Below are 26,820 nucleotides of genomic sequence, written 5' to 3' on the forward strand. Positions count from 1 at the left end.
ACCTGAATGAAGACGAGGAATTTAGCCTCACGCAAGGCTGTTGGCGCAAACGATGACGTTACGCGAACGTCTCGAGGTGAATGGAAGCGCATGGCTGGACAGTGGCAGAAATCAGGAGCATCTGGCATGCGCCGCTTCTACAACGGATTCCGGCTTGGCCTGGCGAGCACGGCGCTTTCCGGCTTCGCTGGGGCAGCGCTTGCGCAGGAACGCGTTCTTCCCACCGGTCGCCTGTTCTCGTCCTCGGAGGTTATCTTCTCGTCACTTGCCATTGGCGCCATCGCGGCGGCACTGCTTTCAACCATCTGGCTGATGCGCCAGAAGGGCAATCTGGAAGCGGAAAGCCAGGAGATACGCGGCGCGCTTTCTGACGCACAACAGCGTATTTCGAAATATGAAGCCCTGATTGCCGACAAGAACCGGCGTATCGTCATTTGGGAGGCGGGTCCTTCGAGGCCGGAAATTCTCGGCCAACTTCCAACGGAAACCGGCGCGCCGGCAGACGACCGCGAGTTTCTGGCATTTGGCAAGTGGATCCGCGCTCACTCCGCAGTCGAGCTTGAGCGGGGCATCGAGACCTTGCGTTCCGATGGCCGCACTTTCGATCTGGTGGTCGAAACGCAACGCGACGAGATTCTGGAAGTTCAGGGGCGTGTTTCCGGGGGCAAGGCTTTTGTGCGCTTCATTGCTCTGAACAATCTCAGAGCGGAGCTTGCTGAGCTCAAGATCGAGCGAGAACGGCTCGTGTCTTCCATGAACCTCTTCCAGTCGCTTCTCGATGCTCTGGAGCAACCGGTCTGGCATCGCGACGCGGAAGGCAAACTTGCTTGGGTCAACCATGCCTATGGTGATGCTGTAGAGGCTTCCAGCCCGGCGCAGGCAGTGCGTGAAAGCCGCGAGTTTCTCGGTACGATTGCGCGCGAACAGATTCGGGCAGCCGCAACACCGACCTCACCGTATCACGATCGCATTTCGACCGTCGTTCGCGGCAATCGCACACTGTTCGAGGTCGTGGACGTCGTTGCGTCTGCCGGTTCTGCCGGCATGGCAATCGATGTAACGGAAGCCGAAGCCATCCGCGCGGAACTGGCCCGCACCCTGACAAGCCACGCGGAAACGCTCGATCATCTGGCCACGCCTGTCGCCATTTTCGATCGTGAGCAGCGCCTGCAGTTCTACAACCAGGCTTTCGTCCGCCTGTGGGATCTCGAACTTGGCTTCCTTGAAAGCCATCCGGATCATAACGAACTGCTCGACAAGCTGCGCAGCCGAAACAAGCTACCAGAGCAATTGAACTGGCGGAACTGGAAGGAACAGGTTCTCTCTGTTTATCGTGCGCTCGACACGCAGACGAACAGATGGCATCTGCCAAACGGTCAGACGCTTCAGGTCATTGCGACCGCACATCCGCAGGGCGGCGTGACCTGGGTCTTCGAGAATTTGACCGAGCAGGTGGATCTTGAGACCCGCTATAATACGCTCGTCAAAGTACAGGGCGAGACAATCGATCATCTCGCCGAGGGTGTTGCCGTGTTTGGTCCGGATGGTCGCATTCGCCTGTCAAACCCGGCATTCCGAGCGCTTTGGGGTATCACGGAAGAACAGACAAAGCCCGGCACGCATATCAAGGCCATCGAAGCCGCCTGCGCTGTGGAATACGAAAAGCCGGACGGCTGGCGCCTCTTTGGCCAGATGCTGACGAACTTCGACGATGAACGTCCGTCGCTACAAGGCACATTCGAGCTGACCTCCGGCATCGTTCTGGATTACGCCGTCATCCCGCTTCCCAATGCGCAGACCATGCTGACCTTCGTCAATATGACGGACAGTGCGCGGGCTGAGCGGGCACTGAAGGAAAAGAACGAGGCGCTCCGCAAGGCGGATGAACTGAAGAACGATTTCGTTCAGCACGTTTCCTATGAGCTACGCTCGCCGCTGACCAACATCATCGGCTTCACCGATCTCTTGAAGACGCCGGGAATCGGGCCGTTGAACGAACGCCAGTCGGAATATGTGGATCATATTTCTACCTCTTCTTCAGTGCTTCTCACCATCGTCAACGACATTCTTGATCTTGCAACGGTCGATGCCGGGATCATGGAGCTGAGCTACAGCGATGTGGAGCTTGATGATCTGCTGGACGACGTTGCCATGCAGATTGCAGACAGGTTGAACGAGAACAGTGTCATGCTCGAGATTGTCGCGCCACGCGGCATGGGAAGCATCGTGGCGGATCAACAGCGCCTGAAACAGATCCTGATCAAGCTGATTACCAATGCCGCAAATTTTGCACCGGAAGGGTCAACCATCACGTTGAGCAGCTGGCGCGAAGGCCTGAATGTCTATTTCTCCGTGGCCGATAATGGTCCCGGTATTCCGGAAGAGGTTCTGCCGACGGTGTTCAACCGCTTCTCCAGCGGCAAGGGCGGCAAGCGCAGCGGCGCAGGCCTCGGCCTGTCCATCGTCGAAAGCTTTGTACATCTGCACAAGGGCGATGTGAAGATTGACAGCAAGCCGGGCGTCGGCACCACCGTCACCTGCCGTATTCCGAGCGCCGTCTATGCTCGTTCTGTCGCGGCCGAATGAGCAGCGCATCCGTGATCTCTCTGCTTTTGCAAGACGAGGCGGAAACGATCCGGCTCGGCGAAGATTTGGCGCTGGCGCTAAAGCCCGGTGACTGCCTGTGCCTGTCAGGTGACCTTGGAGCCGGTAAATCGACGCTGGCCAGAGCCTTTATCCGTGCGATGGCGGAAGATTCCGAGCTAGAGGTCCCAAGCCCGACATTTACTCTGGTCCAGAGCTATGACCTGCGCATTCCCATCTCGCATTTCGATCTTTATCGTCTGGCAGACGGATCCGAACTCGACGAACTGGGGCTCGACGAGGCGCTCTCTGATGGTATCTGTCTCGTCGAATGGCCGGAAATGGCCGTTACGGAGCTGCCGAAAGATCGCATCCGCCTCACCCTGACGCATGAGGGAGCGGGACGACGCGTCGAAATCACCGGCTCAACCACTGCCATGGCGCGAATCAGCCGCGCCCTGTTGATCCGGCAGTTTCTGACAAAACACGGCTATGCCGATGGACAACGGCGGTATCTGACCGGGGACGCCTCTTTACGCGCCTATGAAACGCTTCTTTGCCAGGACGGCAAGCGATACATCCTCATGGACTGGCCACGCAGACCGGATGGTCCTCCCGTGCTGGATGGCAAGCCCTATCCAAAAGTTGCGCATCTGGCGGAAGAGGTTTTGCCCTTTGTCGCAATTGCGCAATACCTGCGCGACATCGGGTTGCGCGCCCCGGATATCGTGGCCAGCGATTTCGATAGCGGTCTGCTTCTGCTGGAAGATCTTGGGCAAAGCAGCGTTCTGGACGATGGCGGAAAGCCAATCACTGAACGCTACATGGCGTCCATCGACTGTCTGGCACATCTGCATCACCAAACGGCGCCAACGATCATCGCCGTCGACACGCAGCACCAACATCAGGTTCCGCCATTCGATCCTGTTGCAATGAAGATCGAGACGCGTTTGCTGATCGATTGGTACTTCCCCTGGAAGAACGGTGGCATACAGGCCACCGATATCCAACGGGAAAGCTATTCTCGCGTCTGGGACGGATTGATCGCAGAGCTTGGTGATTGCGAGCGGCATCTTCTGTTGAGAGACTATCACTCGCCCAATCTTATCTGGCAGGCGCATGAGGAAGAATTGCGCCGGATCGGCCTCATCGATTTCCAGGATGCGATGATCGGTCCAACCGCCTATGATGTGGCGTCTCTCGTACAGGACGCCCGCGTGGATATTCCTTCCACGCTGGGCGATGCCTTGCTGGCACACTATCTCAGACTTCGCCACGTTCAGGGAAACTTCGACGAGACCAGTTTTCTGAAGGCCTTCGCCATCATGTCCGCGCAGCGCAATTGCAAGCTCGCAGGCATATGGGTGCGCTTGAAGGAGCGTGACGGGAAACCGGGATATCTGAAGCACATGCCTCGGACGCTTCGCTATCTCGCTGCGGTTCTTGAACATCCCGTTCTTGCGCCGCTCCGGCAATGGATGGCACAAGCAGGGATCGACGTCAGCGAATCACGGACCTGATCCTTATGACTATCCAGAACGCGATGGTACTGGCCGCCGGGCTTGGCACTCGCCTTCGCCCGATCACCGACCGATTGCCAAAGCCGCTCGTACCTGTGGGCGGCCGTCCCATGATCGATTACGTGCTGGACAGCCTTGCGGAAGCAGGCGTGACGAAAGTCGCCATCAACATACACCACCACGCCGATATGATGCTCTCGCATCTGGCGAAGCGCATGGACATGGAAATCCTGATCTCGGATGAGCGGGACCGGTTGATGAACAACGGCGGCGGTCTCGTCAAAGGGCTGAAGCTCTTGCCGGACGGTCCCGTGCTCGTCATGAATGCCGACCTCTTCTGGGTTGGCGAGCCGGAAAATCAGCTTTCCAATCTGCGCGAACTGATTCAGTTCTTCGATCCCGATCGGATGGATATGGCCATGCTGTGCGTTACGCTGGAGCAGGCTATCGGCCACGACGGAAAAAAGGACTTCAATCTGGATGCCGAGGCACGGCTCACGCGGTATTCCGAAGGCGATCCAACGCCTGTCGTCTATGCCGGTGCTTTCGTCGTGGATACGGCTTTCTTTGCCGATGCGCCAGACGAACCTTTCAACCTGAACATCTATTTTGACAAAGCCATACGGAACGGTCGGCTTTTCGGCACGATGCTGAGCGGTCACTGGATTACGGTTGGCTCTCCCGACGGACTGGAGGCTGCGGAAGGGTTTCTCGGGACACGGCAGCTGATCGCGTCCGGAGCAGGTTGACCCATGGAAGCGCGGCACAGAAAACGGGTTCTGACCGTTCCTCCGGCGGCGCCATTTCTGAAAACGGTGGCATCAGCGCTCTGTGAAGGGCGCGTTCTGGACAGCTTCCGCTACGAGGCAAGCGATCCGCTTGCGCTCGCCAAGGTCACTCTTTACGTCCCGACCCGTCGCGCGGCACGCGTTCTCCGTTCCGAGTTCGTGGATTACCTCGGCGGTCAATCAGCCATTCTGCCGGTGATCCGCCCCTTGGGCGAAACCGATGACGATAGCGGTCTCTTCGACCTGACGGCACCGGAAGAGATGGATCTTGCCATGCCGATCAGTGGCACGCAAAGGCTGCTGGAACTGGGACGGTTGATCCTGGCATGGCGCAATGCGCTTCCACAGGCGGTGATGGATGTTCATCAAACTTCCCCCCTTGTGGCACCGGCAAGCCCTGCAGATGCGATATGGCTGGCACGTTCGCTGGTCGAACTCATTGATGCGATGGAGACGGAAGACAGAGACTGGAGCGATCTCGACAAACTGCGAACAACCGAGCATTCGCTGTGGTGGCAACTTTCGGCTGAGTTTCTGAAGATCGCCAGCCAGTTCTGGCCCACCAGACTGGAGGAGTTGAAGCGCTCTTCCCCTGCCCGCCATCAGGCTGCGATCATCAACGCGGAAGCCAGACGCATCGCCATGCGCCAGCATGACGGACCGGTAATCGTCGCTGGGTCGACGGGCTCCGTTCCGGCCGCTGCCAACCTGATTGCTGCCATTGCCGGACTTCGAAACGGTGCCGTCGTTCTACCAGGCCTGGACCGATCCATGCCGGATGATCAATGGGCGATGCTGGGGCTGGGCGATCTGGCGGGAAGGCCGGACCCTGCAAGCAGAAGCCATCCTCAATACGGATTTCACCGACTCTTGCGAAAGCTGGAGCTGGACCGTTGCGATGTCATCGAACTGGGCGAGGCACCAGGCGATCTCGAATGCCGCAACCTGTTGCTGTCGCAAGCGCTCGCCCCAGCCGATGCAACAGACAGCTGGAACCGTTGGCGCAAGGAGGCAGCGCCAGAAATGGTGGAAGACGCCTTTTCTCGCGTGGCGCTCATCGAGGCGGCAAACGAGCGGGAAGAGGCTGCCGCCATTGCGATCGCATTGCGTCTTGCACTTGAGAAGCCTGGCCTGGATGGCCAGTCGCAGGTGGCCCTGATTACACCCGACCGAGCGTTGGCACGTCGAGTCACGGCGGAACTGCAGCGCTTCTGGATTACCGCCGACGATACGGCCGGTACGCCTCTGTCCGCTACACCGCAGGGCACTTTTCTGTCGGTGCTTCTGCAGGCCGTTCTTTTACCGGGAGATCCCGTTGCGATCACGTCACTTCTCAAGCATCCGCTGGCCCGGTTCGGCATGCCGGATACGGCCAGAAACGCGGCTGGAGATGCGGTTGAACTTTTTGCCTTGCGCGGAGGACTGGAGAAACCGGATATCACAGCTCTTGCAGCGCTTGTCGACGCCGGGATCGCTTCGCATAAAGAGAGTCGACATCCGAAGCAGTGGCGGCTTTCTCTCAGCGAAGACGTTGCGGCTCTCGCCAAAGCTCTTGCAGACAAAATTCAGAAAGCCGTCGATCCGCTTGCCAGTGCAGTACAACCACCCCGAATGGATGGGAGGCGATTTACGGATCGGCTGACGCTGTCGGATTGGGCAGAACGCACCGGCAGGGCGCTTGAAGCAGCGGCGATGTCCGAGACCGGGGACCTGAGCATGCTCTGGCTCGGTGAGGCCGGTGAACGCCTTGCCTCTCTGCTGTCCGACATCATGACGACCGATGGTCAGATCGAAGCCGATGGGCAACAGTGGATCGATATTCTGGCAGCGTTGATGGCAAGTCAGGCCGTCAAGCCTCGCTCGCTCGCACATCCGCGCGTGTTCATCTACGGCACCATGGAATCACGCCTGCAGCGAGCCGATACAGTCGTGATCGGCGGCATGAATGAGGGATCGTGGCCTGGCCAGTCCACCAATAATCCGTTTTTGTCCCGCAGCATGAAGGCGGATATCGGTCTGGAGCCACCCGAGCGCAGAACGGGGCAGTTGGCGCATGACTTCATCATGGCGAATGGAACGCGGGATCTGATCTATACCCGCTCGCTGCGACAGGGAGGAGCGCCAACCGTGGCGTCTCGATGGCTGCAACGTTTGCTGGCTCTGGGAGGCAAGTCGCTCAAGGTACAAATGCTCTCCCGAGGGGAAGACTATCGCCGCTGGGCGCAGATGATTGACGATACACCTGCAGGCGAAGGTCAGTCATTGGGGCGACGTCCTTCTCCCAAGCCACCGGCTGAACTTCAGCCGAGAAAGTATTCCTTCAGCGAAGTGGGGCGGCTGCGCAGAGATCCCTATTCGATTTACGCCCGGCGCATCCTGCGACTGGATCCCCTTGATGGCTTCAATCAGGAGCCCGGTGCAGCCGAGCGCGGAACCTTGTACCACCGGATTATCGAGCGTTTCGTCAAGGCAGCACCGGCAAGTCACGAAGCAGCATTCATGATGGACGATCTGATCCGCGAGGAGTTCGCCACTGCCCGCTTACCACTGCATATCGACCAGGTCTGGCGACCTCGCTTCCGCGAGGTTGCCCGCGCCTTCATTCGCTGGCACGACCGGCGAGCGCCTGATGTCAGGCGTACCTATACGGAACTTGCAGCAGGCTACGAGATACCAGAGGCTGGAATTCGCCTGACCGGCATAGCCGACCGTATCGATATCAAGGGCAATGGTCATGCCGATCTCATCGATTACAAGACGGGTCTGAGCCCAACTGTTTCGCAGGCAAGGGCATTGCTCGATCCGCAACTCCCTCTGGAGGCCGCAGCTTTGCAGGCCGGTGCGTTCAGGGTTCTGGGGCAGGTCTTGCCGGACGATCTTCTCTATGTGCGCCTTCGACCCGGCGAACGTTTCACGTGCGACAAGGTAAACAATGAGGGTGCGAAGGAAACGGCCAGGACAAAGCCGAAATCAGCCTTCGAGCTTGCGAGCGATTCGATTGCTCAACTGACTGCCTTCGTAACCCGTCTGCGCAGTGGCGATGTCGGATTCGCATCACGGCTCATCCCCTTCCAGCAGGGCGATTTTGGAGGAGAGTACGATCATCTGGCGCGCGTTGCCGAGTGGTCTACCGCCGATGCAGAGGAGGCTGATGGGGATGAGTGAGACCGACCTTCTGAGCCTCGACACCGATCCGCAAACATGGCTGAGCTGGACTGCGCGTCAGCAGGCGCTGGCCTCATCGCCCACCAGTTCCGCCTGGGTGTCCGCCAATGCCGGTTCAGGCAAGACGCATGTGCTGACCCAGCGTGTCATTCGTCTGCTTCTGTCCGGCTGCCGTCCATCCGCTATTCTGTGCCTGACCTATACCAAGGCGGCTGCGTCTGAGATGTCCAACCGCGTCTTCCAGCGTCTGGGCGAGTGGGCGGTGCTGACGGACAATGAGTTGGCGCAACGTATCCAGGCGATCGAAGGTGAATATCCAGACGCGATCAAGCTGGCTGAAGCGCGGCGGCTATTTGCCAAGGCGCTGGAAACGCCGGGCGGCCTGAAAATCCAGACTATTCACGCCTTTTGCGAGGCGCTTCTCCACCAGTTTCCTTTGGAGGCCAATGTCGCAGGCCACTTCTCCGTGCTGGACGACGCGTCCGCTCAGGCCTTGCTGGCAGAAGCCAAACGATCCCTTTTGACGGCCACCTCGCTGGAAGCGGGAAGCGACCTGGCCGATGCCTTTACGCATGTGCTTGATCTTGGCGATGAAAGCGGGCTGGAAACTCTTCTCTCCGATATTGTCGCGAACCGTGGCGCATTGCGCCAGTTCCTGGCTGAGGCCGAAAAAGCTGGAGGTATAGAACGAGCCTTGAGAGCCGGTTTCGGTCTCGACGCCTCTGAGACTGAAGACAGTATCCTCGCTGATTATTGGCCCATTCCCAGCTTGGCGGACGGACGGCTGACGACCTATCTGGAACTGGCGCAATCCGATAAAGGCGGGGCGAAATCGTCCGAAACGGGCTATCTGCTTCAGCAGGTTGCCGAGGTGAGGGATTTTGCGGAGCGCGCCCGTCTTCTGGATCAGGTATTCCTGACGCAAGCGGGCAAACCCAAGGCTGACACATCGCTTTTCACAAAGAAAATGACAGCGGCGGCGCCTGGCCTGGAACTCTGGATGGCCGAGGCACGCGATCATGTGGTTTCGTTGCGAGATCGTCTCAGCCTTGTCCGGATGCTGAAGGCGACGCTGGCAGCACTCACGCTCGCGATGCGGCTCGATGACGATTACGAAGACTTGAAACGTCGGCGCAGCCTTCTGGATTTCGAAGACCTCATTACCCGTGCGGCCCAGCTTCTGGCGCGAGAAGGTGTAGGCGCCTGGGTTCACTACAAGCTGGACCAGGGGATTGACCACATTCTCGTTGATGAGGCGCAGGACACGAGCCCGGTACAGTGGAGCATTATCCAGTCTCTGGCAGAGGATTTCTTTACGGGCGACAGCGCAAGACCGGGTACGCGTACGATTTTCGCGGTGGGCGATGAAAAGCAGTCGATCTATTCCTTCCAAGGAGCGCGCCCGGAACGTTTCGCCGAAGAGCGAACGCAGACGCAAAGGCGGGTCACCCGCAGCGGGCAACTGTTTAACTCCGTCCGCTTGCCCCTCTCCTTCCGCTCCACGGCCGATGTCCTCAGCGCTGTCGATCAGGTGTTCTCAATTCCCATTCATGCCAAGGGCCTGAGCGCCGAAGGCGAACCGGTTATCCATCGGTCCAACCGCATCGGGCATGCCGGAGCAGTCGACCTATGGGAAACGGTCATTCCCGAACAGAGCGACCTTGAGGAAGACTGGACGGCACCGTTTGATTCAACGCCCGATCAGGCACCCGCTGCCATACTTGCAGGACGTATTGCGCATCACATCGGTGAGATGGTTGGCCGGCAAACGATCATTGAAGGGGGCAAGACACGGCTCATCGAACCAGGGGACATCCTGGTGCTGGTTCGAAAGAGAGACGCTTTCGTCAACGCCCTGACGCGCGCGCTCAAGCGGCGCGGAAGCATTCCAGTGGCCGGTGCCGATCGTCTGCGCCTCACCAGTCATATTGCTGTACAAGATCTGATCGCGCTGGCCCGCTTTGTCTTGCAGCCGCATGACGATCTCTCTTTGACTGCTGCGCTCAAAAGCCCGATCTTCAACCTGACGGAAGACCAGATCTTCGAGCTTGCTGCCCTGCGGAGTGAGGCAGAGAGCGTGTGGAAGCATCTGAACAATCTCGCGGACGACGGAGAGCTCTCTCTTTCAGGCGTGCGAGAACGGCTCTCCCGCTACCGGATATTGGCTGTCGAGCATACGGCGCATGATTTCTTTGCCCGGATTCTCGGGGCTGATGGAGGTCGCAAACAGTTTCTATCTCGGCTCGGCAGCGAAGCCGGCGATGTTCTCGACGAATTCCTGTCCCTTGCGCTCAGTCATGAGGACAAGTCCTTGCCCGGACTGCAAAGCTTCATCTCAACGCTCGAAGCAGACGCTCCAGAAATCAAGCGCGAGCAGGATAGCGGTCGCAACGAAGTGCGCATCATGACGGTGCATGCCTCCAAGGGGCTTGAAGCGCCAATCGTCTTTCTGGTGGACAGCGGCTCGAAAGCCTTCATCTCCTCGCACGTCCCTCGCTTCCGCTTCCTTAAGCTCAACAGCCAGGATGTCCCCGCCTGGGTTCCGCTGAAGTCGCTGTCAAACGCCCTGACGGTTCAGGACGATACTCGACTGAAGGAAGCCGCAGAAGAAGAATACCGGCGGCTGCTCTATGTCGGCATGACACGAGCTGCTGACCGTTTGGTGATTTGCGGCTACCGAGGCAAGCGTGAGAATGATGAGAGTTGGCAGGCCCTGGTCAGGCAGGCACTCAGCAAAGACGAAACACGGTGCACACAAACAACGTTTTCAAGTCCAGATGGAGATTGGAACGGTTATCTCTGGCGCGAGTCTGGGCTAGTTCTCGACGTACCCGGACAGATGAAATCGGAATCTGAGCAGGATGCAGGTCCGAGATCCCTGCCTTCCGAGCTTTTCAAGCCACTACCGCCACACCGCCCGCTACCCCGGCCCTTGAGCCCCTCCGGGGCGGGAATCATGATCGAAGATGAGGATGGCGATGCACCATTCGTTTCCCCGCTATTTGGGGAAAAGAAGGCGAGCAATCTGGCATTGCAAAAAGGTTTGCTGACCCATCGCATGCTCCAGATGCTGCCCAACCTTCCGCGCGAGGATTGGGATGAAGCGGCATCACGCTATCTCGAACGGACGGCTTACTTTTGGCCAAGGGACGAGCGGCAATCTCTCCACCATTCGGTGCTCGCTGTTCTCCGCGAGCCAGCATTGGCACCGTTGTTTTCCGAAAAGGCTCAAGCAGAAGTCTCCATCATGGGAACTCTTTCCATGAGTGGGCGGGACTATGCCGTCTCGGGACGTATCGACCGCTTGGCAATAACGCCGAACGGACAGGTGATCATTCTGGATTACAAGACCAATCGGTTCGTGCCGCGAAGCGAGGAAGAGGTCGCTTTTGCCCATCGCGCCCAACTGGCCATCTACCGCGAAATTCTCAAACCGCTGTATCCAGGTCATCGAATCTCCTGCGTGCTGGTCTACACGGAGACGGCAAAAGTCATCACGCTTTCCACCGAAGCGATCGATCGATCCCTTGCCGAACTGCGAACAAAGTGAGAGATCAGGATTGAATTTCGGTGCCGCACACATCACATTGTGCACAATAGAAATGCTTCAAAGGAGAGCCCCATGGCTACCGTGAAAGTTGATGCCGCCAATTTCCAGGCTGAAGTGCTGGAATCGTCCGAACCCGTCGTCGTTGATTTCTGGGCAGAATGGTGCGGCCCATGCAAGATGATCGCCCCAAGCCTTGAGGAAATCTCCACCGAACTGGCCGGCAAGGTCAAGATCGCCAAATTGAACATCGACGAAAACCCGGATCTGGCAGCCAAGTTTGGCGTTCGTTCAATCCCAACGCTTGCCATGTTCAAGGGCGGTGAAGTGGCTGACATCAAGGTTGGCGCTGCTCCGAAGACTGCGCTTTCCAGTTGGATTTCTGGCGCAGCCTGATCAGTGCATTCGAGAACAAAACGAAAAACCCGGCCTCGCGCCGGGTTTTTTATGCCGCTCTCATCTTCTGTTGAACCTCACCGGGGCGGTGTGCCGTTATCTGCCAGCACATTTCCGGCAAGGTAGAGCGAACCGCCAATAAGTATCCGCGGCGGGGCCGCGTCATCAAGTTGTCGCTCGGCAATTTCTTTCAGAGCATCCGAAACGCTGGACATCGGTTCGGCAACCAGACCTGCATCATAGGCTGATGATGCCAGCGCCACAGGATCCAATCCTGCGTCACTGCCGCGGATCGGAACTGTAAAGACCTGCTCGGCAATGTCGGTGAAGGCCCGAAAATAGTTGAGAGGGTCCTTCGTGTTCAGCATTCCGATAATCAGATAAAGCGGCCGGGGACGAAGCTCCTCGAAGGAGGCCATGGCTTCCGCAATGACCTCTCCTGCACCTGTATTATGGCCGCCGTCGACCCAGATTTCGGCCTCTGTGGGCGCAAGGGCAACGAGTTCGCCCTCCGTCAGCTTCTGAAGGCGTCCGGGCCATTCGACCGAGGTCATCGCTTTTTCCATCATCGCGTCCGTGACCTCGAAACCGGCTGCTTTGACTGCGCGGATAGCAGCGGCTGCATTCGAAAGCTGGTGGCGACCGGGAAGCCGCGGCAGGGGCAGGTCGGCAAGGCCGAACTCATCCTGATAGACGAGCCTGTTGAACTCCTCATGGGCGGAATAATCCTGGCCGTAGACCGATGTCGGACAGCCCATACGCTCGGCTGTTGCCACCAGAACCTCTTCAGCCGCATCAAATTCCTGTCGTCCGATAACGACCGGACAGCCTTTTTTGATGATACCGGCTTTTTCCGCGGCAATCAGCTCGACCCTGTCGCCGAGGTAGGCCTGATGATCGAAAGAAATCGGCATGATGACGGACACTGCAGGATGGTCGATGACGTTGGTGCAATCGAGCCTGCCGCCCATCCCCACTTCCAGGATAACCGCATCGGCAGGTAGTTCGGAAAATAGCAGAAAACCCGCGGCCGTTAGGATCTCGAAAACCGTGATTGGCTCACCAGCATTGGCAACGGCGACCCTACGCAGTGCATCCGCCAATAGTGCATCGTCCACCAGTTGCCCCGGCCCCTGACGTGAGCCGATGCGATACCGCTCATGCCAGTTGACGAGATGCGGTGACGTATGGACATGCGCCGCATGCCCGGCAGCTTCCAGAAGCGCACGGCAGAAGGCACTGACGGAGCCCTTTCCGTTCGTGCCGGCGACATGAATGACGGGAGGCAAGCGCTGCTGCGGATTGCCGAGCACATCGAGCAGACGCCGCATCCTTCCAAGGGTCATGTCGTAACCCTTGGGGTGCAGCATCATCAACTCGTTGATGACCTGTTCCGCCTCGCTAACGGCAATGTGGTTCATGCAAGTCCCCGAGGCTTATGCTTCTGTCGTCCGTCCGCGCTCAAGCGGACAGGGCAACAGGCTGATCACTGTTGGCTGGCTGCTTCAGCATGATCTTGAGAAGGCTGGCAAGCGTCGGCGCAATATCATGACGCTTGACGACCATATCGACCATGCCGTGTTCGAGCAGATATTCAGAGGTCTGGAAACCTTCCGGCAGCTTTTCGCGCAGGGTCTGTTCGATCACACGCTTACCGGCGAAGCCGATTTCCGCACCTGGCTCGGCAATATGCACGTCACCCAGCATGGCGTAAGAGGCCGTAACCCCACCGGTCGTCGGGTTCGTCAACACTACGATATACGGAAGCCCCGCCTCCTTCACCATGTTGACGGCGACCGTGGTGCGCGGAAGCTGCATCAGCGACAGAATACCTTCCTGCATGCGAGCACCACCGGAAGCCGGGAAGATGACCAGCGGGCACTTCTCCGCCAGAGCGCGTTCGGCTGCCTTCACGATTGCTTCGCCCGCTGCCATGCCCAGCGACCCACCGATGAAGTTGAACTCATGCACCACGGCGACGAGCTTGACGCCGCGCACTTTTCCGAGACCAGCAAGGATCGTGTCATCCTGCTCAGTTTTCACACGGCTGTCCTTGAGGCGGTCGCTGTACTTCTTGGAATCACGGAACTTCAGCGGATCCTGAGCGACCTTCGGTTGCGGCAGGTTTTCATAAACGCCGCCGTCGAAAAGATCGGTTAGCCGGGCCTTTGCCGGCATCTTCATGTGGAAGCCAGATGCGGGGATGACCCACTTGTTTTCTTCCAGATCCTTATGGAACACCATTTCACCCGTCTCCGGGCATTTGATCCATAGATTTTCCGGCACTTCCCGGCGGCCCAGCATCGAGTTGATCTTTGGGCGCACATAGTTGGTGATCCAGTTCACTGGCAGAACTCCTGATTGACCATCGTCAATGTGGTTATCTTACTCGGCTGCGACAAGACGTGCGGACCGCACGCCACTCGCAAGGCCGCGAACAAGCGTCGCAACGGCTGAAATCGTATGCTCGGTGGCCTCGCCATCCGCAGTCAGGCTGCCTGCAACCTGCGCAACAATGGCGGAGCCGACGACGACTCCATCCGCAGCGGCACCGATTGCCTTGGCATGATCGGCGGTCTTGACGCCAAAGCCAACGCAGACTGGCAAATCCGTATGGGACTTGATACGATGGACGGCACCCGCAATCTTGGAGAGATCCGGAAGAGCAGAGCCCGTGATACCGTTCATCGAAACGTAGTAGACAAAGCCGGATGTGTTTTCGAGCACCTTGGGCAGGCGGCGATCATCGGTCGTCGGCGTTGCGAGACGAATGAAGTTGATGTCACGCGCAAGCGCCGGGATGCAAAGTTCGTCATCCATTTCCGGTGGCAGGTCGACAACGATAAGGCCGTCGATGCCCGCCGCGACCGCTTCATCCAGGAAGGTTTCGACGCCCATGTTGTAGATAGGATTGTAATAACCCATCAGGACAATCGGCGTGTTCTGATCTGTCTTGCGGAACTCACGCGCCATGTCCAGCGTACGCGCCAGTGTCTGACCCTTGGCCAAGGCACGGTGACCGGCCATCTGGATTGCCGGGCCATCGGCCATCGGATCCGAGAATGGCATGCCAAGCTCGATCACATCCGCGCCGGCTTCCGGAAGAGCCTTCATGATACCCAGCGAAGTCTCGAAATCCGGATCTCCGCCCATGAAATATGTGATGAGCGCCGGGCGTCCCTCAGCCTTCAAATCAGCAAAACGCTTGTCCATACGTGCAGTCATGATCAGAGACCCATTCCAAGAATTTTGCCGACAGTGAAGATGTCCTTGTCGCCACGGCCACAGAGGTTCATCAGAATGATCTGATCCTTGTCCATCTTCGGCGCGCGCTTGATGACTTCCGCCAGTGCGTGGCTCGGCTCCAGCGCCGGGATGATGCCCTCAGTGCGGGTGAGAAGCTGGAAAGCTGCCAGCGCTTCATCATCCTTGATCGGCACATATTCCACGCGGCCTGAATCCTTCAACCAGGAATGCTCCGGTCCGATGCCCGGATAATCGAGACCAGCCGAGATGGAATGGCCTTCCTTGATCTGGCCGTCATTGTCCTGCAGCAGATAAGTACGATTGCCGTGGAGAACGCCGGGGCGACCTGCGGTGAGTGAGGCACAGTGCTCTTCACCTTCAAGACCCTTGCCGCCGGCTTCGACGCCAACGATGCTAACCGCGTCATCATCCAGGAAGGGATGGAACAGACCGATCGCGTTTGAGCCGCCGCCGACTGCTGCCACCAGCATATCAGGCAGACGCCCTTCGGCTGCCAGCATCTGTTCGCGTGCTTCCTTGCCAATGACCGACTGGAATTCTCGAACCATTTCCGGATAGGGGTGCGGGCCTGCCGCCGTACCGATGATGTAATAGGTGTCATCAACATTGGTGACCCAATCACGCAGCGCTTCGTTCATGGCGTCCTTCAGCGTGCCATGACCAGATGTCACAGGCTTCACTTCAGCGCCCAAAAGCTTCATACGGAAAACGTTCGGGGCCTGCCGCTCGACGTCCGTTGCACCCATGTAGACGACGCAAGGCAGACCGAAACGGGCAGCAACCGTTGCAGAGGCGACGCCATGCTGACCGGCACCCGTCTCTGCAATGATGCGCTTCTTGCCCATACGCTTGGCAAGCAGGATCTGGCCGATACAGTTGTTGATCTTGTGGCTGCCTGTGTGATTCAGCTCATCGCGCTTGAAGTAGATCTTCGCGCCACCCAGTTCGGCCGTCAGACGCTCTGCGAAATAGAGCGGGCTTGGACGACCGATGTAATGTGTGCCCAGATGCGCCAGTTCCTTCTGGAATTCCACATCAGTCTTTGCCTTGTTCCACTCGTCCTGCAAATCAAGGATGAGAGGCATCAGGGTTTCAGCGACGAAACGGCCGCCATAGATGCCAAAACGACCGTCCTCATCAGGACCGGCGCGAAACGAATTCGGCTTGAGCGGCTGGTTCACTGTGCAACTCCCTCTGATGCATTTAGCCGCCATTTTTCGATTGCATCGAAAAAGGCGTTCATCTTGTCCAGATCCTTCACACCAGGCGCGCTTTCCACGCCGGAGGAAATATCGATGCCGGGAGCGTGGGTCTTGGACAGCGCCGCTCCCACATTCTCCTTGTTGAGGCCACCGGAAAGCATGTAATCTACGTCTTCGTCAAGCGCGGCCATGATATCCCAGTCAAACGAGACACCGTTACCGCCCGGAAGCTCTGACCCAGTTGGCGGCTTTGCGTCGAACAGAAAACGATCGGCGAGCCCTTCGTAGGCTTTGATCTTGCGCAGATCATCGACCGTGCGCACGGAAAAAGCCTTCATCACCGGCAGCCCAAACACGGCCTTGATGTTCAGGACGCGCTCGGCAGTTTCGCTACCATGAAGCTGAAGTATGTCCGGCTTGAGGAAGGCGATGATTTCTTCCAGTTCCTCATTATCCGCATCGACGGTTACGGCAACGATCTTGGCCTTGCCGCGCACAAGATCGGCAAGCGTCCCGGCAAGAAGCGGATCGATATGGCGCGGGCTTTTCTCAAAGAAAATGAAGCCGATATGCGTAGCGCCGCGGGCAACGGCCAGATTGACCGCGTCAGACGTCTTGAGACCGCAAATTTTAATGTCTGGTTTCATGATGGCGAAGTGACACGAATCGAGGTTCAAGTCGAGAAAAATAGGATTGGCAAGGGTTATCCCTTCTCACCGAAGTCAAGCGCGTGCAGTTGCGACCCATTGGTTTTCAACCAGCGACGTGCCTCCTCCGTGCGAGGACAAAGCGACTTGCAGAGAGCCCAGAAGGCCGGACCGTGGTTCATCTCGCGTAGGTGCGCCACCTCATGGGCGGCGAGATAGTCTATGACGAAATCCGGCGCCATGACGATGCGCCAAGAAAAGGAAAGATTGCCGTCCCAGGTACAGGAGCCCCAGCGACTCCGCGTATCTTTCATGGTGATGGAGCGTATCGATCTGCCGATGCTCGCTGCGTGGTAGGCGGCCAGGCGCTCCAGATCGTAACGCGCCTCTTTTTTCAAAAAGGCGGATAATCTCCGAGCCACATGATCTTCCAGGCCGCTGACCCGAATGACCGGCTCTCCGTCTTCCATATCAACCTCCGTCAGACCGCGCAGCGTGCCTGTGTGGACAATCCGATGCAGATTTCCGCGCAAGGGCAGCCGCGTGCCCGGGCGGATCGTCTGATCACCGCTGAACTTGGCCAGCTTGGCTCGCAACCAGCCATCGTGCCGGACGAGAAAATCTTCAACTTCCCTGCTTTTCAGGCCACGTGGGATCGTCAACTTCAAACCGCGTCCGCCCGCATCGATACGCAATGTCATCCGGCTTGCGGTCGCGTGTTCCTTGATGACGAGCGGCATCATCCGATCGCCAACCTGGAGCGAACGTTCCTCAACACGAAGAGGCTTTGGCTTTTTTCGGGCGGGTTTTCGGAGGAGTGAAAACATGGACTTGTTCTAACGCATGTCGCGCAAAAGTGTGAAGCGGTTTTGCGATAACGACATGCGTCAAAACAGAGAGTTAAAGCGTCAGGAGCGAATCTGAAAGATCGCGATGCGCTTTAGCTGATTCGCGCGAGCAATTGACAGCAAAACACCGGCACCTTGTGGTGCCGGTGACAGTGTTCAATGCGCTATGCAAAACGCCTTCCCTTATACAGTCGGATAATGCGTTTCCGGACCTCTGTTGGAGCGTTCGCGCATGAAGCGGTCAAACTCCTCCTGATCCTTTGCACGGCGTAGTTCCCGCAAATAACTATCGAACTCATCACGCATTTCATCAAGCTTGCGGCGTTGCTCTTCAATCCGGTCCATTTCCGCCTTGCGCCAGTCGTCAAACGCAACATTGCCTGTTGAGTAGGACGGGCCATAGCGACGGCTGGATCTGCGGAAAGATGAGAACATCCCATCGGCACGTTCATTTGCGGTTCGCTTGAAATCGCGCAGTCGTTCGCCGAACAGGATGTATGCGAGCATTGCTAGACCCAGCGGCCAGAAAATGACGAAGCCGAGAACCATCAGTGCGATGGTTGCCGGAGTCCAATCCGGACGGATCAATGCTGACTGATTCATGGGTTGCACTACCTCTTTTCTCAAAAAGCCCGCGGTATGCGGGCCTTTCGAGATTCGATGTGGTTAGTGCGCTCATCCGCTTCAAGAACATGCTCTTCACAATCGGCGAAGCCATTGGTCGCATTTTCTGAATTCGACGTGAGCAAAGATCCGGTCAGCCGCTCTTTCCGCCCTTGATCACCCGCGGCGGAGCGTTCTTGCGCAGTGCCTTTGAGTGTTCGCGTGTGAAGGAAAGAATTCGTGGGGCGATTTCGCGACGGAAGCGAGAACCGTTGAACACGCCGTAGTGGCCAACATCCGGTTGCACGTAGTGCATCCGCATCTCTGCGGGAATACTGGAGCAAATGGTTTGTGCAGCATGAGTCTGACCCACGCCGGAGATATCATCGTTCTCGCCCTCGATCGTCAGAAGAGCGACGTTCTTGATCGCCTTCGTATCGACTGGATTTGTCCGATGCATCATTTCGCCCTTCGGCAACGCGTGCTTGATGAAAACGGTGTCCACCGTTTGCAGGTAGAACTCCGCTGTCAGATCCATGACCGCCAGATATTCGTCGTAGAAGTCGCGATGCTTCTCAGCCGACTCACCATCGTTTTTCACCAGGTGTTCGTAGAATTCCTTGTGCGCGATCAGGTGACGATCGAGGTTCATCGACATGAAGCCGGACAGTTGTAGAAATCCTGGATACACAGGTCGCATGAAACCGGCGAGCGGCCATGGTACCGTCATGATGACGTTATCCTTGAACCACTTGAGCGGGCGATCCTGTGCCAACTGGTTCACGGCCGTGGGGTTAATGCGCGTGTCGATTGGACCGCCCATCAACGTCATGGAGGATGGTACAAAGGGATCGTTGGCCGCATCCATGACTGCAACAGCAGCAAGAACCGGAACGGATGGCTGGCAAACCGCAACCACATGCGTATCCGGACCCAGATGATGAAGCATTTCGATGACGTAATCGATGTAATCATCGAGATCGAACGTCCCTTCCGTGATCGGAACGTTGCGGGCGTCCTGCCAGTCTGTGATGTAGACATCCGCGCCTTGCATCAGGGCTTCGACAGTGCCGCGCAGCAGCGTCGCATAATGGCCGGACATCGGCGCAACAATCAGAATTCTGGGGTCGGGCACACGGGATGCTGGGAGAGCGCGCTCGAAATGGAGAAGGTTGCAGAATGGCTTTGACCAGACCACCTTCTCTGTAACCTTGACGGTGTGCCCATCGACTGTGGTGGTCGGCAAACCGAATTCTGGCTTTCCATAGCGACGTGTGGCGCGCTCGAACACTTCAAGCGATGCCGAGACACTTCTGCCAAGGGGAGTTTGCGACAGTGGATTAAGAGGATTGCTGTAGAAGAAGCGCATCGCTTCTGTCGAGGCGCGCAGCGGCGCCATCGCGGCGTGGTTCAACTCATAAAGCTGGTAGAACATGCGAACGCCACCTTTCTTCTTTTCCTTCGTCTGAAGGAGAAAATTCCGTCAGACATGAGTAGCACGTGAAAAGTAAACTAACAGGAAGTGAGTGCAGCGCAACATAGTGACAAGGTACTCCTTGGCAAGGCGCTGATTTTTACCTGCTGCAATGCATCAAGTCGGCAGAAGAGCGTTTGTTCCCTGCAGAAAAAATGCAACGTTTTCCGTGAGAAAAGTGTGACCTTTTGGGATTAGGCGAGTGTGTTTCACGTGAATCAATCCACAGAAAAGATTCACGTGAAACAAAAATTGATCAGATGTCGAGGTTCGCGACGTTCAACGCGTTGTCCTGGATGAATTCTCGCCGAGGCTCTACCTCATCCCCCATCAGGCGCGCGAAGAGGCCATCCGCATCGGTTGCGTCATTCACCTTGACTTGCAGAAGGGAGCGCACATTAGGATCCAGCGTCGTTTCCCAGAGCTGCTCGGCGTTCATTTCGCCAAGGCCCTTATATCGCTGCATGGAAAGACCTTTGCGACCGGCGGCGAAGATGCTGTCCAGAAGGGCGCGAGGGCCGGAAATTTCCGACGTCTTGTCTTTCAATGTCAGGATCGGCGGGGTCGCATAGATTTCTTTCAGTCGAGCGGTCATCTGATCGATATGGCGAGCATCCGCCGACCCGATAAGCGCGACATCAATGACAGCGACTTCCTTGACGCCGCGAACCATGCGTTCGAAACGAAGTCCGCCCTCGCCCGTGACATGGCCGGACCAGCCCCGTTCGGTTTCTTCTGCAATGACATCGAGACGGCGCGCAACTTCATCGGCTGTTTCCTGAGCCTTGGCAGGATTATCGGTGAGTTCCGGATTCAAAGCGCCAGCAATAGCTGCCTGTTCGACGATGGACCGGCTGTAGCGAGAATGGAGACCATCCAGGAGAGAGCGCAGACGAAGCGCGTCCTGAATCAGGTCTCGCAGATCAGCGCCAGCACGGACCTCCCCCGAGCCCAGTGTGAGGGTCGTATCCTCAAGACCTTGCCCGATCAGATACTCTTCAAGGGCCTTTTCATCCTTCAGGTATTGAACGGATTTCCCACGTGTCACTTTATAAAGTGGTGGCTGGGCAATGTAGAGATGACCGCGCTCGATCAGTTCCGGCATCTGGCGGAAGAAGAAGGTCAAAAGCAGCGTGCGAATATGCGCGCCATCAACGTCAGCATCCGTCATGATAATGATTTTGTGATAACGCAGCTTGTCGGCATTGAATTCATCCTTGCCGATGGATGTCCCAAGTGCCGTGATCAGCGTGCCAATTTCCTGGCTCGACAGCATTTTATCAAAACGCGCGCGCTCAACATTCAGGATCTTCCCGCGCAAAGGAAGGATAGCCTGGTTTTCACGTGAACGTCCCTGTTTGGCGGATCCGCCAGCCGAGTCACCCTCGACAAGAAAGAGTTCCGATTTGGCCGGGTCACGTTCGGAGCAGTCTGCCAGCTTGCCAGGCAGCGATGCGATGTCGAGCGCGCCCTTACGACGTGTCAGTTCGCGCGCCTTGCGGGCAGCTTCGCGGGCAACTGCTGCCTCGACAACCTTCCCGACCAGAATTTTCGCTTCAGACGGATGCTCTTCAAACCAGATACTCAGAGCCTCGTTCACAAGATTTTCGACAACCGGGCGGACCTCGGACGACACAAGCTTGTCCTTGGTCTGGGACGAGAACTTTGGATCAGGCACCTTCACGGACAGAACGGCCGTCAATCCCTCGCGGCAGTCCTCACCCTGGAGTGAGACTTTTTCCTTTTTCAGAATGCCAGAAGAATCCGCGTAAGACGTGACTTGACGCGTCAGGGCGCCGCGGAACCCTGCCATATGCGTTCCGCCATCGCGCTGCGGAATGTTGTTGGTGAAGCACAGCACGTTTTCATGATAGCTGTCGTTCCACCACAGCGCGACCTCAACGGTGATGCCGTCCTTTTCTCCACGAATTGCAACCGGCTTGTCGACCAGAGGCTTCTTCGCCCGATCCAGATAACGAACGAAAGCTTCCAGACCACCGTCGTAAAGCATTTCTTCCTGGCGGATATCGGACTTGCGCTTGTCCGTCAGAAGGATGCGGACACCCGAATTCAGGAATGCCAATTCCCGCAGGCGGTGCTCCAGCGTTCCATAATCGAACTCGGTCTTGGTGAAGGTTTCTCCACTTGGCAGGAACGTGACCTCCGTGCCAGAACGGCCTTCGTAGTTGCCTGTGATGACCAGGGGGGAATCCGCCACCCCATGCGTAAAGCTCATCTCATGGATTTTGCCGCTACGACGGATCTTCAGGCTGAGCTTTACAGACAGCGCGTTAACGACAGATACGCCGACGCCATGCAGGCCACCGGAGACCTTGTAGGAATTCTGGTCGAATTTACCGCCCGCATGAAGCTGCGTCATGATGACTTCGGCCGCAGACACGCCCTCCCCGGTGTGGATATCCGTCGGAATGCCGCGACCATTGTCCGTGACGGTGACTGACCCATCGGCGTTCAATGTCACTGTCACCAGATCAGCGTGTCCTGCAAGCGCCTCATCAATCGCATTATCCACGACTTCGTAGACCATGTGATGCAGACCGGAGCCATCGTCCGTATCGCCGATGTACATGCCCGGACGTTTCCGAACAGCATCAAGCCCCTTGAGGACCTTGATGGAATCGGCTCCGTATTCTGCACTCGCGCTGACGGGTGTATCGCTCATCAATCAACTTTCTTGTTCTTTGGCTGTGCACGGTGGGCGGCGAATCACCGTTGTCCTGACGCGGACTATAGAAATTTCCTGCCTGTTTTCCAAAGCGCCAAGCGTTGAAAACCGGGGAGAACCAGCCCGAATTAGCCCTTATTTGCGGCATTTTCCAGCAGCATCGTCATTTCTTGTATCACGCTTGGTTCCAGAGAGCCAATCCGTCTCGCAAGAAGGTTTGCAAAGGCTGTGTAAGCAGGCGGAAGGCCACCTGTATCTATTACGACCCGAGGGTCTGATTGCTCTGCGAGCCGAAAAAGAGCTTCAGCCTCATCCCAGATTATATGAAAATACCCGGCAACTCTCTGGAGAAAATCAAAGCTGGGACGTCCTCGCCTCCCGTGCTCCAAGGCAGACAGATAGGCAGAGGAAACACCGAGCGCCGCCGCCATCTGCTGCTGGGTTACCCCTTTGTGCTTGCGGAGTTCGCGAAGTGCTTCACCGAACGGGGTCACGTCTGCCCTCTCCGGCTGAGGCGGACATACAGGGCACCTTCACCACCATGCTGGCGTGCTGCCGTTTCATAAGACGAAATAAGAAAGCGAAACTCGGTCTTGGAGAACCACAGCGGCACGGCCCGCTTCAGCGCACCTTCGCTGCCAAGCGAACTGCCTTTGCCGGTAATGACAAGCACATGGCGCAGCCCCCGTTCATGGGCTCGTAGCAGGAAATCCAGAAGGATGCCGTGCGCCTCACTCTGGATCATGCCATGGAGGTCGATGCGCGCTTCAAGTGCCAGTCGACCTCTGGCGATCTTGCGCTTGACGGGGCGCTCCAGTGGATGATGCTGGCCTTTCGGCTTCTGAATACCATCCTGACTTTCATGAGATTCTGACTGTTTTTTAGCCGGATTCAAAGCGAAGGTCTGTTTAGGCTCTCGCACCTCTGCATCGAGAGCGTCTTCGAATTCAAGCAGTTGTTCCAGGCGCCCGGGCATAGGACGCGTGGTGCGCGCCACCTTGCCCCACAGAATTCGCTCATCGCCATCCAGCTTGCGACCGCTCATGGCATGAACCTGATTGCAGCCTGCTTCGGCACAAAGATAAAGAACAGTGCGTTGTTGCGCACTGTTCCCGCTTTCTCTCCTGCTTCGAAACCGGAGCCTGTGAAGATGTCACCGCGGGTTGGACCAACAATCGCTGATCCCGTATCGAGGGCCAGCATGAGGCGCGCGAAGGGTAGCCCATCATCAAGATGAGTGAGGCTTTCCGAGCGAATGAAAAATGGAAAACCAAATGTATGGATCAGCCTGTCAACAGCCAGCGAACGCCCTGCGATCAAGGGAACTTTTGCAGCCGCAATCGGGCCGAGATCCTGCTCACTGACCTCTGCTTCCCGAAAGAAGATATAAGACCTGTTGTGCCAGAGAACCTCGTCTCGCTTAGTCGGATTTTCGTTCAGCCATGAGCGGATCGTCTGCATGGAGACTGTTGTAGCGTCAATCTCACCGCGATCGATCAGAAGCCGTCCGATGGGTGAAAATGGATGTCCTGCCTTTGCCGCATAGGTGATCCGCTTTACACGGCCATCTGGATAACGAAGCCTCGCCGCTCCCTGCACATGCGTAAAGAAAACATCGACCTTCGATTTCGCCCAGGCAATCTCGAGACCCTGACCCTCCAGATAGCCCTGATCGATGGATTTTCGATCGGGGTATGGCTCAATTCCGCTCCCCGTTACCCGCCCAAAGGCGTAGTAGGGGTCCATGCCTGCCGGACGGTTGGTCTCATCCACATCAACGAGATCAGACGGCCGACTATAAAACGGATATTGATAGCCGGATTCCTGCCTGTCGCTCACCTCGACTTCCGGTTCATAAAACGCGGTCACGAAGCCGGTCTGGATGTCATCTGGACAGATTGCAAAGGGAACGCAGGTTTCCTCAAAGAATGTACGCGCCGCGGCGGCGCTTTGCGGCGGGCCCAGAGTTTCCGCCTTCTCCAGCAAGGGAATCAAATCCTGCGCGGAAAGACCCAGCGCGCCTGTCTTATAGGGCTTTCCCTGCCGCAAGTAGTTCAAGCAATGGCGCATACCCTCGAAGACGGGACGCGGATCATCCGTGTTCCAGCCTTCGACATCGGCAAAGTCGATCACACGAAGTTGCGGCAGATTATGTGTCATTGTTCGGATTCAGTCGCGACCAGTTTCCAATTTGGATCACGCGAGCGAATGTCGCGCGCGAAAGTCCAGATATCGATCACCTCGCCGACAGTCTCCGCATCACCATCGACAATCTTGTTGTCGCGGTCATAGGTCGCCGAAATGAGCTGGCTGACGATTTTCAACGTGATAAGCTCTTCCTGATCCTTGACGGTCGCTTGCAGAAAGTCTGTCTTGTCTATTCCGACGAACGTGGACTTGATGACCTCACCACGAGCTTCGCGCTCGGTGATGGCCGCATTAAAGCCGTCGTAGACCTCCTTCGAAAGAAGCCCCTTCAGGGTCTTCCTGTCTCCATCAGCAAAAGCCATGACGATCATCTCGTAGGCCATTCTGGCACCGTTGAGAAAATCCTTGGGACGGAAGGACGGATCTGCCTTGATAAGATGGCGCAGACCCTCATTCAGTTCGGTACCGGGTTTCGCAATCGCATCCACTTCCACCCAGCGCTGCTCTTCGTCAACCGTCTCCCGTCGAGGCAGAGTGACGACCTTTTCTTCCTCACTGCCAGTGGTTTTGATTGATTGGCGCGCGCTGAAGGGATCGGCAGGGGGTTTTTCGTGGCCAGTCCTGCGTCCGAGAACGCTTCTCAGCTGCAGAAAGATCAGCACAGCGGCGACCAGAAAGAACAAAGTTATGAAGTCGTTCGCGCCCATTTTCACCCGCAGTTGGTTGGAATATGTCTTTATACACCTCATATAGTCTGAACCGTCCGGCATTCAAATAGTGCTGAGGACTTCAAACGTCTTGAAACGCGAGTCGACACATTGCCATGCGCAACACTCTTTTTCCTTTGGTCCTCCTTGCTTTGCCGTTGGCAGAGATCGCAGGCTTCGTCATTGTTGGAAAATGGGTGGGTGTGTTCGGAACGCTTGGCCTGATCATCCTGTCCGGGTTGGTGGGAACGTTGCTCCTGCGTGTCCAGGGTCTCGGAGTTCTGCGGCAAGTTCAGGCCGACAGTCGTCTCGGGCGTGTTCCCGCGGAAACAATTGGCCACGGAGCCATGATGGTTGTTGGCGCTATCCTCTTGATAATTCCGGGATTCATAACGGATATCGTGGGATTGATCCTTTTCGTCCCCTTCATTCGTCGCTGGATCTGGAAGCGCATGGCGCAGCGGATCGTCGTCAGGTCTTCGTTTACGCAAACGTCCGGCGCGAACCCCTCATCAACGATGAGCGAACAAGTTATCGACCTCGAAGACAACGAGTATGAACGCAAACCGAATCCGTCATCGCCCTGGTCTTCGGGACCGGATCCGAACGGCCCGAAGCTTGGCTCCTAGCCTCGTCCGCGACCCTGCGAACGGGTTGTAAGGGTCACACTGAAGTGATAGACGGCGCTAAAGATAAAGCCGAGGAACAGCCAATGGCCAATGAAGACGATCAGAACCCATCCCTCACAATTCTTGCGCAGTACACGAAGGACCTGTCCTTCGAAAATCCAGGCGCTCCGCGTTCACTGCAGGCACGTGACAAGGCTCCCGGCATCAATATCAATGTGAACGTCAACGCGAACCCATTGTCCGACACGGAATTCGATGTCGTGCTGTCGCTCAGTGCGGAAGCCAAGGATGGCGATAAGGTCGTCTTTGCAACGGAACTGGTTTACGGCGGCGTTTTCCGCATCACTGGATTCCCGCAGGAACATATGCTGCCGGTGCTTTTCATCGAATGCCCGCGGCTGCTCTTCCCGTTCGCGCGTCAGATCATCTCCGATGTCACGCGCAATGGCGGCTTCCCACCGCTGATGATCGACCCGATTGATTTCGGCCAGATGTTTGCACAGCGTCTTGCCCAGGAAGAGTCGCGTTCCTCGTTGAACAGCTGACATTCCCATTCACGAACCTTCAAAAGCCCGGCATCGACCGGGCTTTTTTGTGACGATCCCACTGA

General features: G+C 57.1%; 21 protein-coding genes. 8 read left to right on the forward strand and 13 right to left on the reverse strand.

Going from position 1 to position 26,820, the window contains the following annotated elements:
- The first annotated feature begins 6 nt into the window (after positions 1-6).
- The 6 genes from G6N80_RS10860 to trxA all read left to right on the forward strand — a co-directional run bounded on the left by G6N80_RS10860 (position 7) and on the right by trxA (position 11,999).
- Positions 7-2,586 carry a PAS domain-containing sensor histidine kinase gene (locus G6N80_RS10860; protein ID WP_156379370.1) on the forward strand — a complete coding sequence of 860 codons (2,580 nt, stop codon included), beginning with the start codon at positions 7-9 and terminating at the stop codon, positions 2,584-2,586.
- Positions 2,583-4,103 (forward strand): tRNA (adenosine(37)-N6)-threonylcarbamoyltransferase complex ATPase subunit type 1 TsaE, encoded by a 1,521-nt coding sequence (gene tsaE / locus G6N80_RS10865; RefSeq protein ID WP_165133715.1) that lies wholly within the window; start codon positions 2,583-2,585, stop codon positions 4,101-4,103. The genes G6N80_RS10860 and tsaE overlap by 4 nt, the downstream gene beginning before the upstream one ends.
- Before the next feature lie 5 nt (positions 4,104-4,108).
- On the forward strand, positions 4,109-4,852 hold the full coding sequence (locus G6N80_RS10870; RefSeq protein WP_165133718.1) for a nucleotidyltransferase family protein: 744 nt from the start codon (positions 4,109-4,111) through the stop codon (positions 4,850-4,852).
- 3 nt (positions 4,853-4,855) lie between these two features.
- On the forward strand, positions 4,856-8,056 hold the full coding sequence (gene addB, locus G6N80_RS10875) for a double-strand break repair protein AddB (protein WP_165133721.1): 3,201 nt from the start codon (positions 4,856-4,858) through the stop codon (positions 8,054-8,056).
- On the forward strand, positions 8,049-11,606 hold the full coding sequence (gene addA / locus G6N80_RS10880) for a double-strand break repair helicase AddA (RefSeq protein WP_165133724.1): 3,558 nt from the start codon (positions 8,049-8,051) through the stop codon (positions 11,604-11,606). Before addB ends, addA begins: the two co-directional genes overlap by 8 nt.
- A gap of 72 nt (positions 11,607-11,678) precedes the next feature.
- Positions 11,679-11,999, forward strand: coding sequence for a thioredoxin (trxA, locus tag G6N80_RS10885; RefSeq protein ID WP_137133630.1), 321 nt, complete (start codon positions 11,679-11,681; stop codon positions 11,997-11,999).
- 77 nt (positions 12,000-12,076) lie between these two features.
- Here trxA and G6N80_RS10890 read toward each other — a convergent pair whose 3' ends face one another.
- The 13 genes from G6N80_RS10890 to G6N80_RS10950 form a co-directional block, all read right to left on the reverse strand.
- On the reverse strand, positions 12,077-13,420 hold the full coding sequence (locus G6N80_RS10890; protein WP_165133727.1) for a bifunctional folylpolyglutamate synthase/dihydrofolate synthase: 1,344 nt from the start codon (positions 13,418-13,420) through the stop codon (positions 12,077-12,079).
- A 40-nt stretch (positions 13,421-13,460) separates the two neighbouring features.
- Positions 13,461-14,345, reverse strand: coding sequence for an acetyl-CoA carboxylase, carboxyltransferase subunit beta (gene accD, locus G6N80_RS10895; RefSeq protein WP_062557288.1), 885 nt, complete (start codon positions 14,343-14,345; stop codon positions 13,461-13,463).
- A gap of 39 nt (positions 14,346-14,384) precedes the next feature.
- Positions 14,385-15,224 (reverse strand): tryptophan synthase subunit alpha, encoded by an 840-nt coding sequence (trpA, locus tag G6N80_RS10900; protein ID WP_165133730.1) that lies wholly within the window; start codon positions 15,222-15,224, stop codon positions 14,385-14,387.
- A 2-nt stretch (positions 15,225-15,226) separates the two neighbouring features.
- The gene (gene trpB / locus G6N80_RS10905) at positions 15,227-16,447 is read right to left on the reverse strand and encodes a tryptophan synthase subunit beta (protein WP_062557286.1); all 1,221 of its coding nucleotides are present in this window, start codon (positions 16,445-16,447) and stop codon (positions 15,227-15,229) included.
- The gene (locus tag G6N80_RS10910; RefSeq protein ID WP_165133733.1) at positions 16,444-17,115 is read right to left on the reverse strand and encodes a phosphoribosylanthranilate isomerase; all 672 of its coding nucleotides are present in this window, start codon (positions 17,113-17,115) and stop codon (positions 16,444-16,446) included. The genes trpB and G6N80_RS10910 overlap by 4 nt, the downstream gene beginning before the upstream one ends.
- Positions 17,116-17,171: 56 nt before the next feature.
- Entirely contained in the window at positions 17,172-17,942 is a 771-nt protein-coding gene (locus G6N80_RS10915; protein WP_165133736.1) for a M48 family metallopeptidase, read from the reverse strand.
- A gap of 204 nt (positions 17,943-18,146) precedes the next feature.
- Positions 18,147-18,566: a DUF2852 domain-containing protein gene (locus G6N80_RS10920; RefSeq protein WP_165133739.1), complete on the reverse strand. Its 420-nt coding sequence runs from the start codon at positions 18,564-18,566 to the stop codon at positions 18,147-18,149.
- Between the two features lie 154 nt (positions 18,567-18,720).
- Entirely contained in the window at positions 18,721-20,001 is a 1,281-nt protein-coding gene (locus G6N80_RS10925) for a polyhydroxyalkanoate depolymerase (protein WP_062557283.1), read from the reverse strand.
- Between the two features lie 295 nt (positions 20,002-20,296).
- On the reverse strand, positions 20,297-22,723 hold the full coding sequence (gene gyrB / locus G6N80_RS10930; protein WP_165133742.1) for a DNA topoisomerase (ATP-hydrolyzing) subunit B: 2,427 nt from the start codon (positions 22,721-22,723) through the stop codon (positions 20,297-20,299).
- A gap of 131 nt (positions 22,724-22,854) precedes the next feature.
- Positions 22,855-23,220: a helix-turn-helix domain-containing protein gene (locus G6N80_RS10935; protein WP_165133745.1), complete on the reverse strand. Its 366-nt coding sequence runs from the start codon at positions 23,218-23,220 to the stop codon at positions 22,855-22,857.
- Complete coding sequence (locus tag G6N80_RS10940; RefSeq protein ID WP_062557280.1) at positions 23,217-23,771, reverse strand: Smr/MutS family protein; 555 nt, start codon at positions 23,769-23,771, stop codon at positions 23,217-23,219. Before G6N80_RS10940 ends, G6N80_RS10935 begins: the two co-directional genes overlap by 4 nt.
- Positions 23,768-24,886 (reverse strand): murein transglycosylase A, encoded by a 1,119-nt coding sequence (mltA, locus tag G6N80_RS10945; protein ID WP_165133748.1) that lies wholly within the window; start codon positions 24,884-24,886, stop codon positions 23,768-23,770. The genes G6N80_RS10940 and mltA overlap by 4 nt, the downstream gene beginning before the upstream one ends.
- Complete coding sequence (locus G6N80_RS10950) at positions 24,883-25,581, reverse strand: Tim44/TimA family putative adaptor protein (RefSeq protein WP_062557331.1); 699 nt, start codon at positions 25,579-25,581, stop codon at positions 24,883-24,885. Before G6N80_RS10950 ends, mltA begins: the two co-directional genes overlap by 4 nt.
- A 116-nt stretch (positions 25,582-25,697) precedes the next feature.
- On the opposite strand from G6N80_RS10950, the gene G6N80_RS10955 reads away from it, so the two are divergent.
- Both G6N80_RS10955 and secB read left to right on the forward strand, forming a co-directional pair.
- On the forward strand, positions 25,698-26,210 hold the full coding sequence (locus tag G6N80_RS10955) for an FxsA family protein (RefSeq protein WP_062557278.1): 513 nt from the start codon (positions 25,698-25,700) through the stop codon (positions 26,208-26,210).
- Between the two features lie 83 nt (positions 26,211-26,293).
- Positions 26,294-26,755, forward strand: coding sequence for a protein-export chaperone SecB (secB, locus tag G6N80_RS10960; protein WP_062557277.1), 462 nt, complete (start codon positions 26,294-26,296; stop codon positions 26,753-26,755).
- Positions 26,756-26,820: the final 65 nt, after the last annotated feature.

The organism is Rhizobium rhizoryzae (assembly GCF_011046895.1).
GTDB lineage: Bacteria > Pseudomonadota > Alphaproteobacteria > Rhizobiales > Rhizobiaceae > Neorhizobium > Neorhizobium rhizoryzae.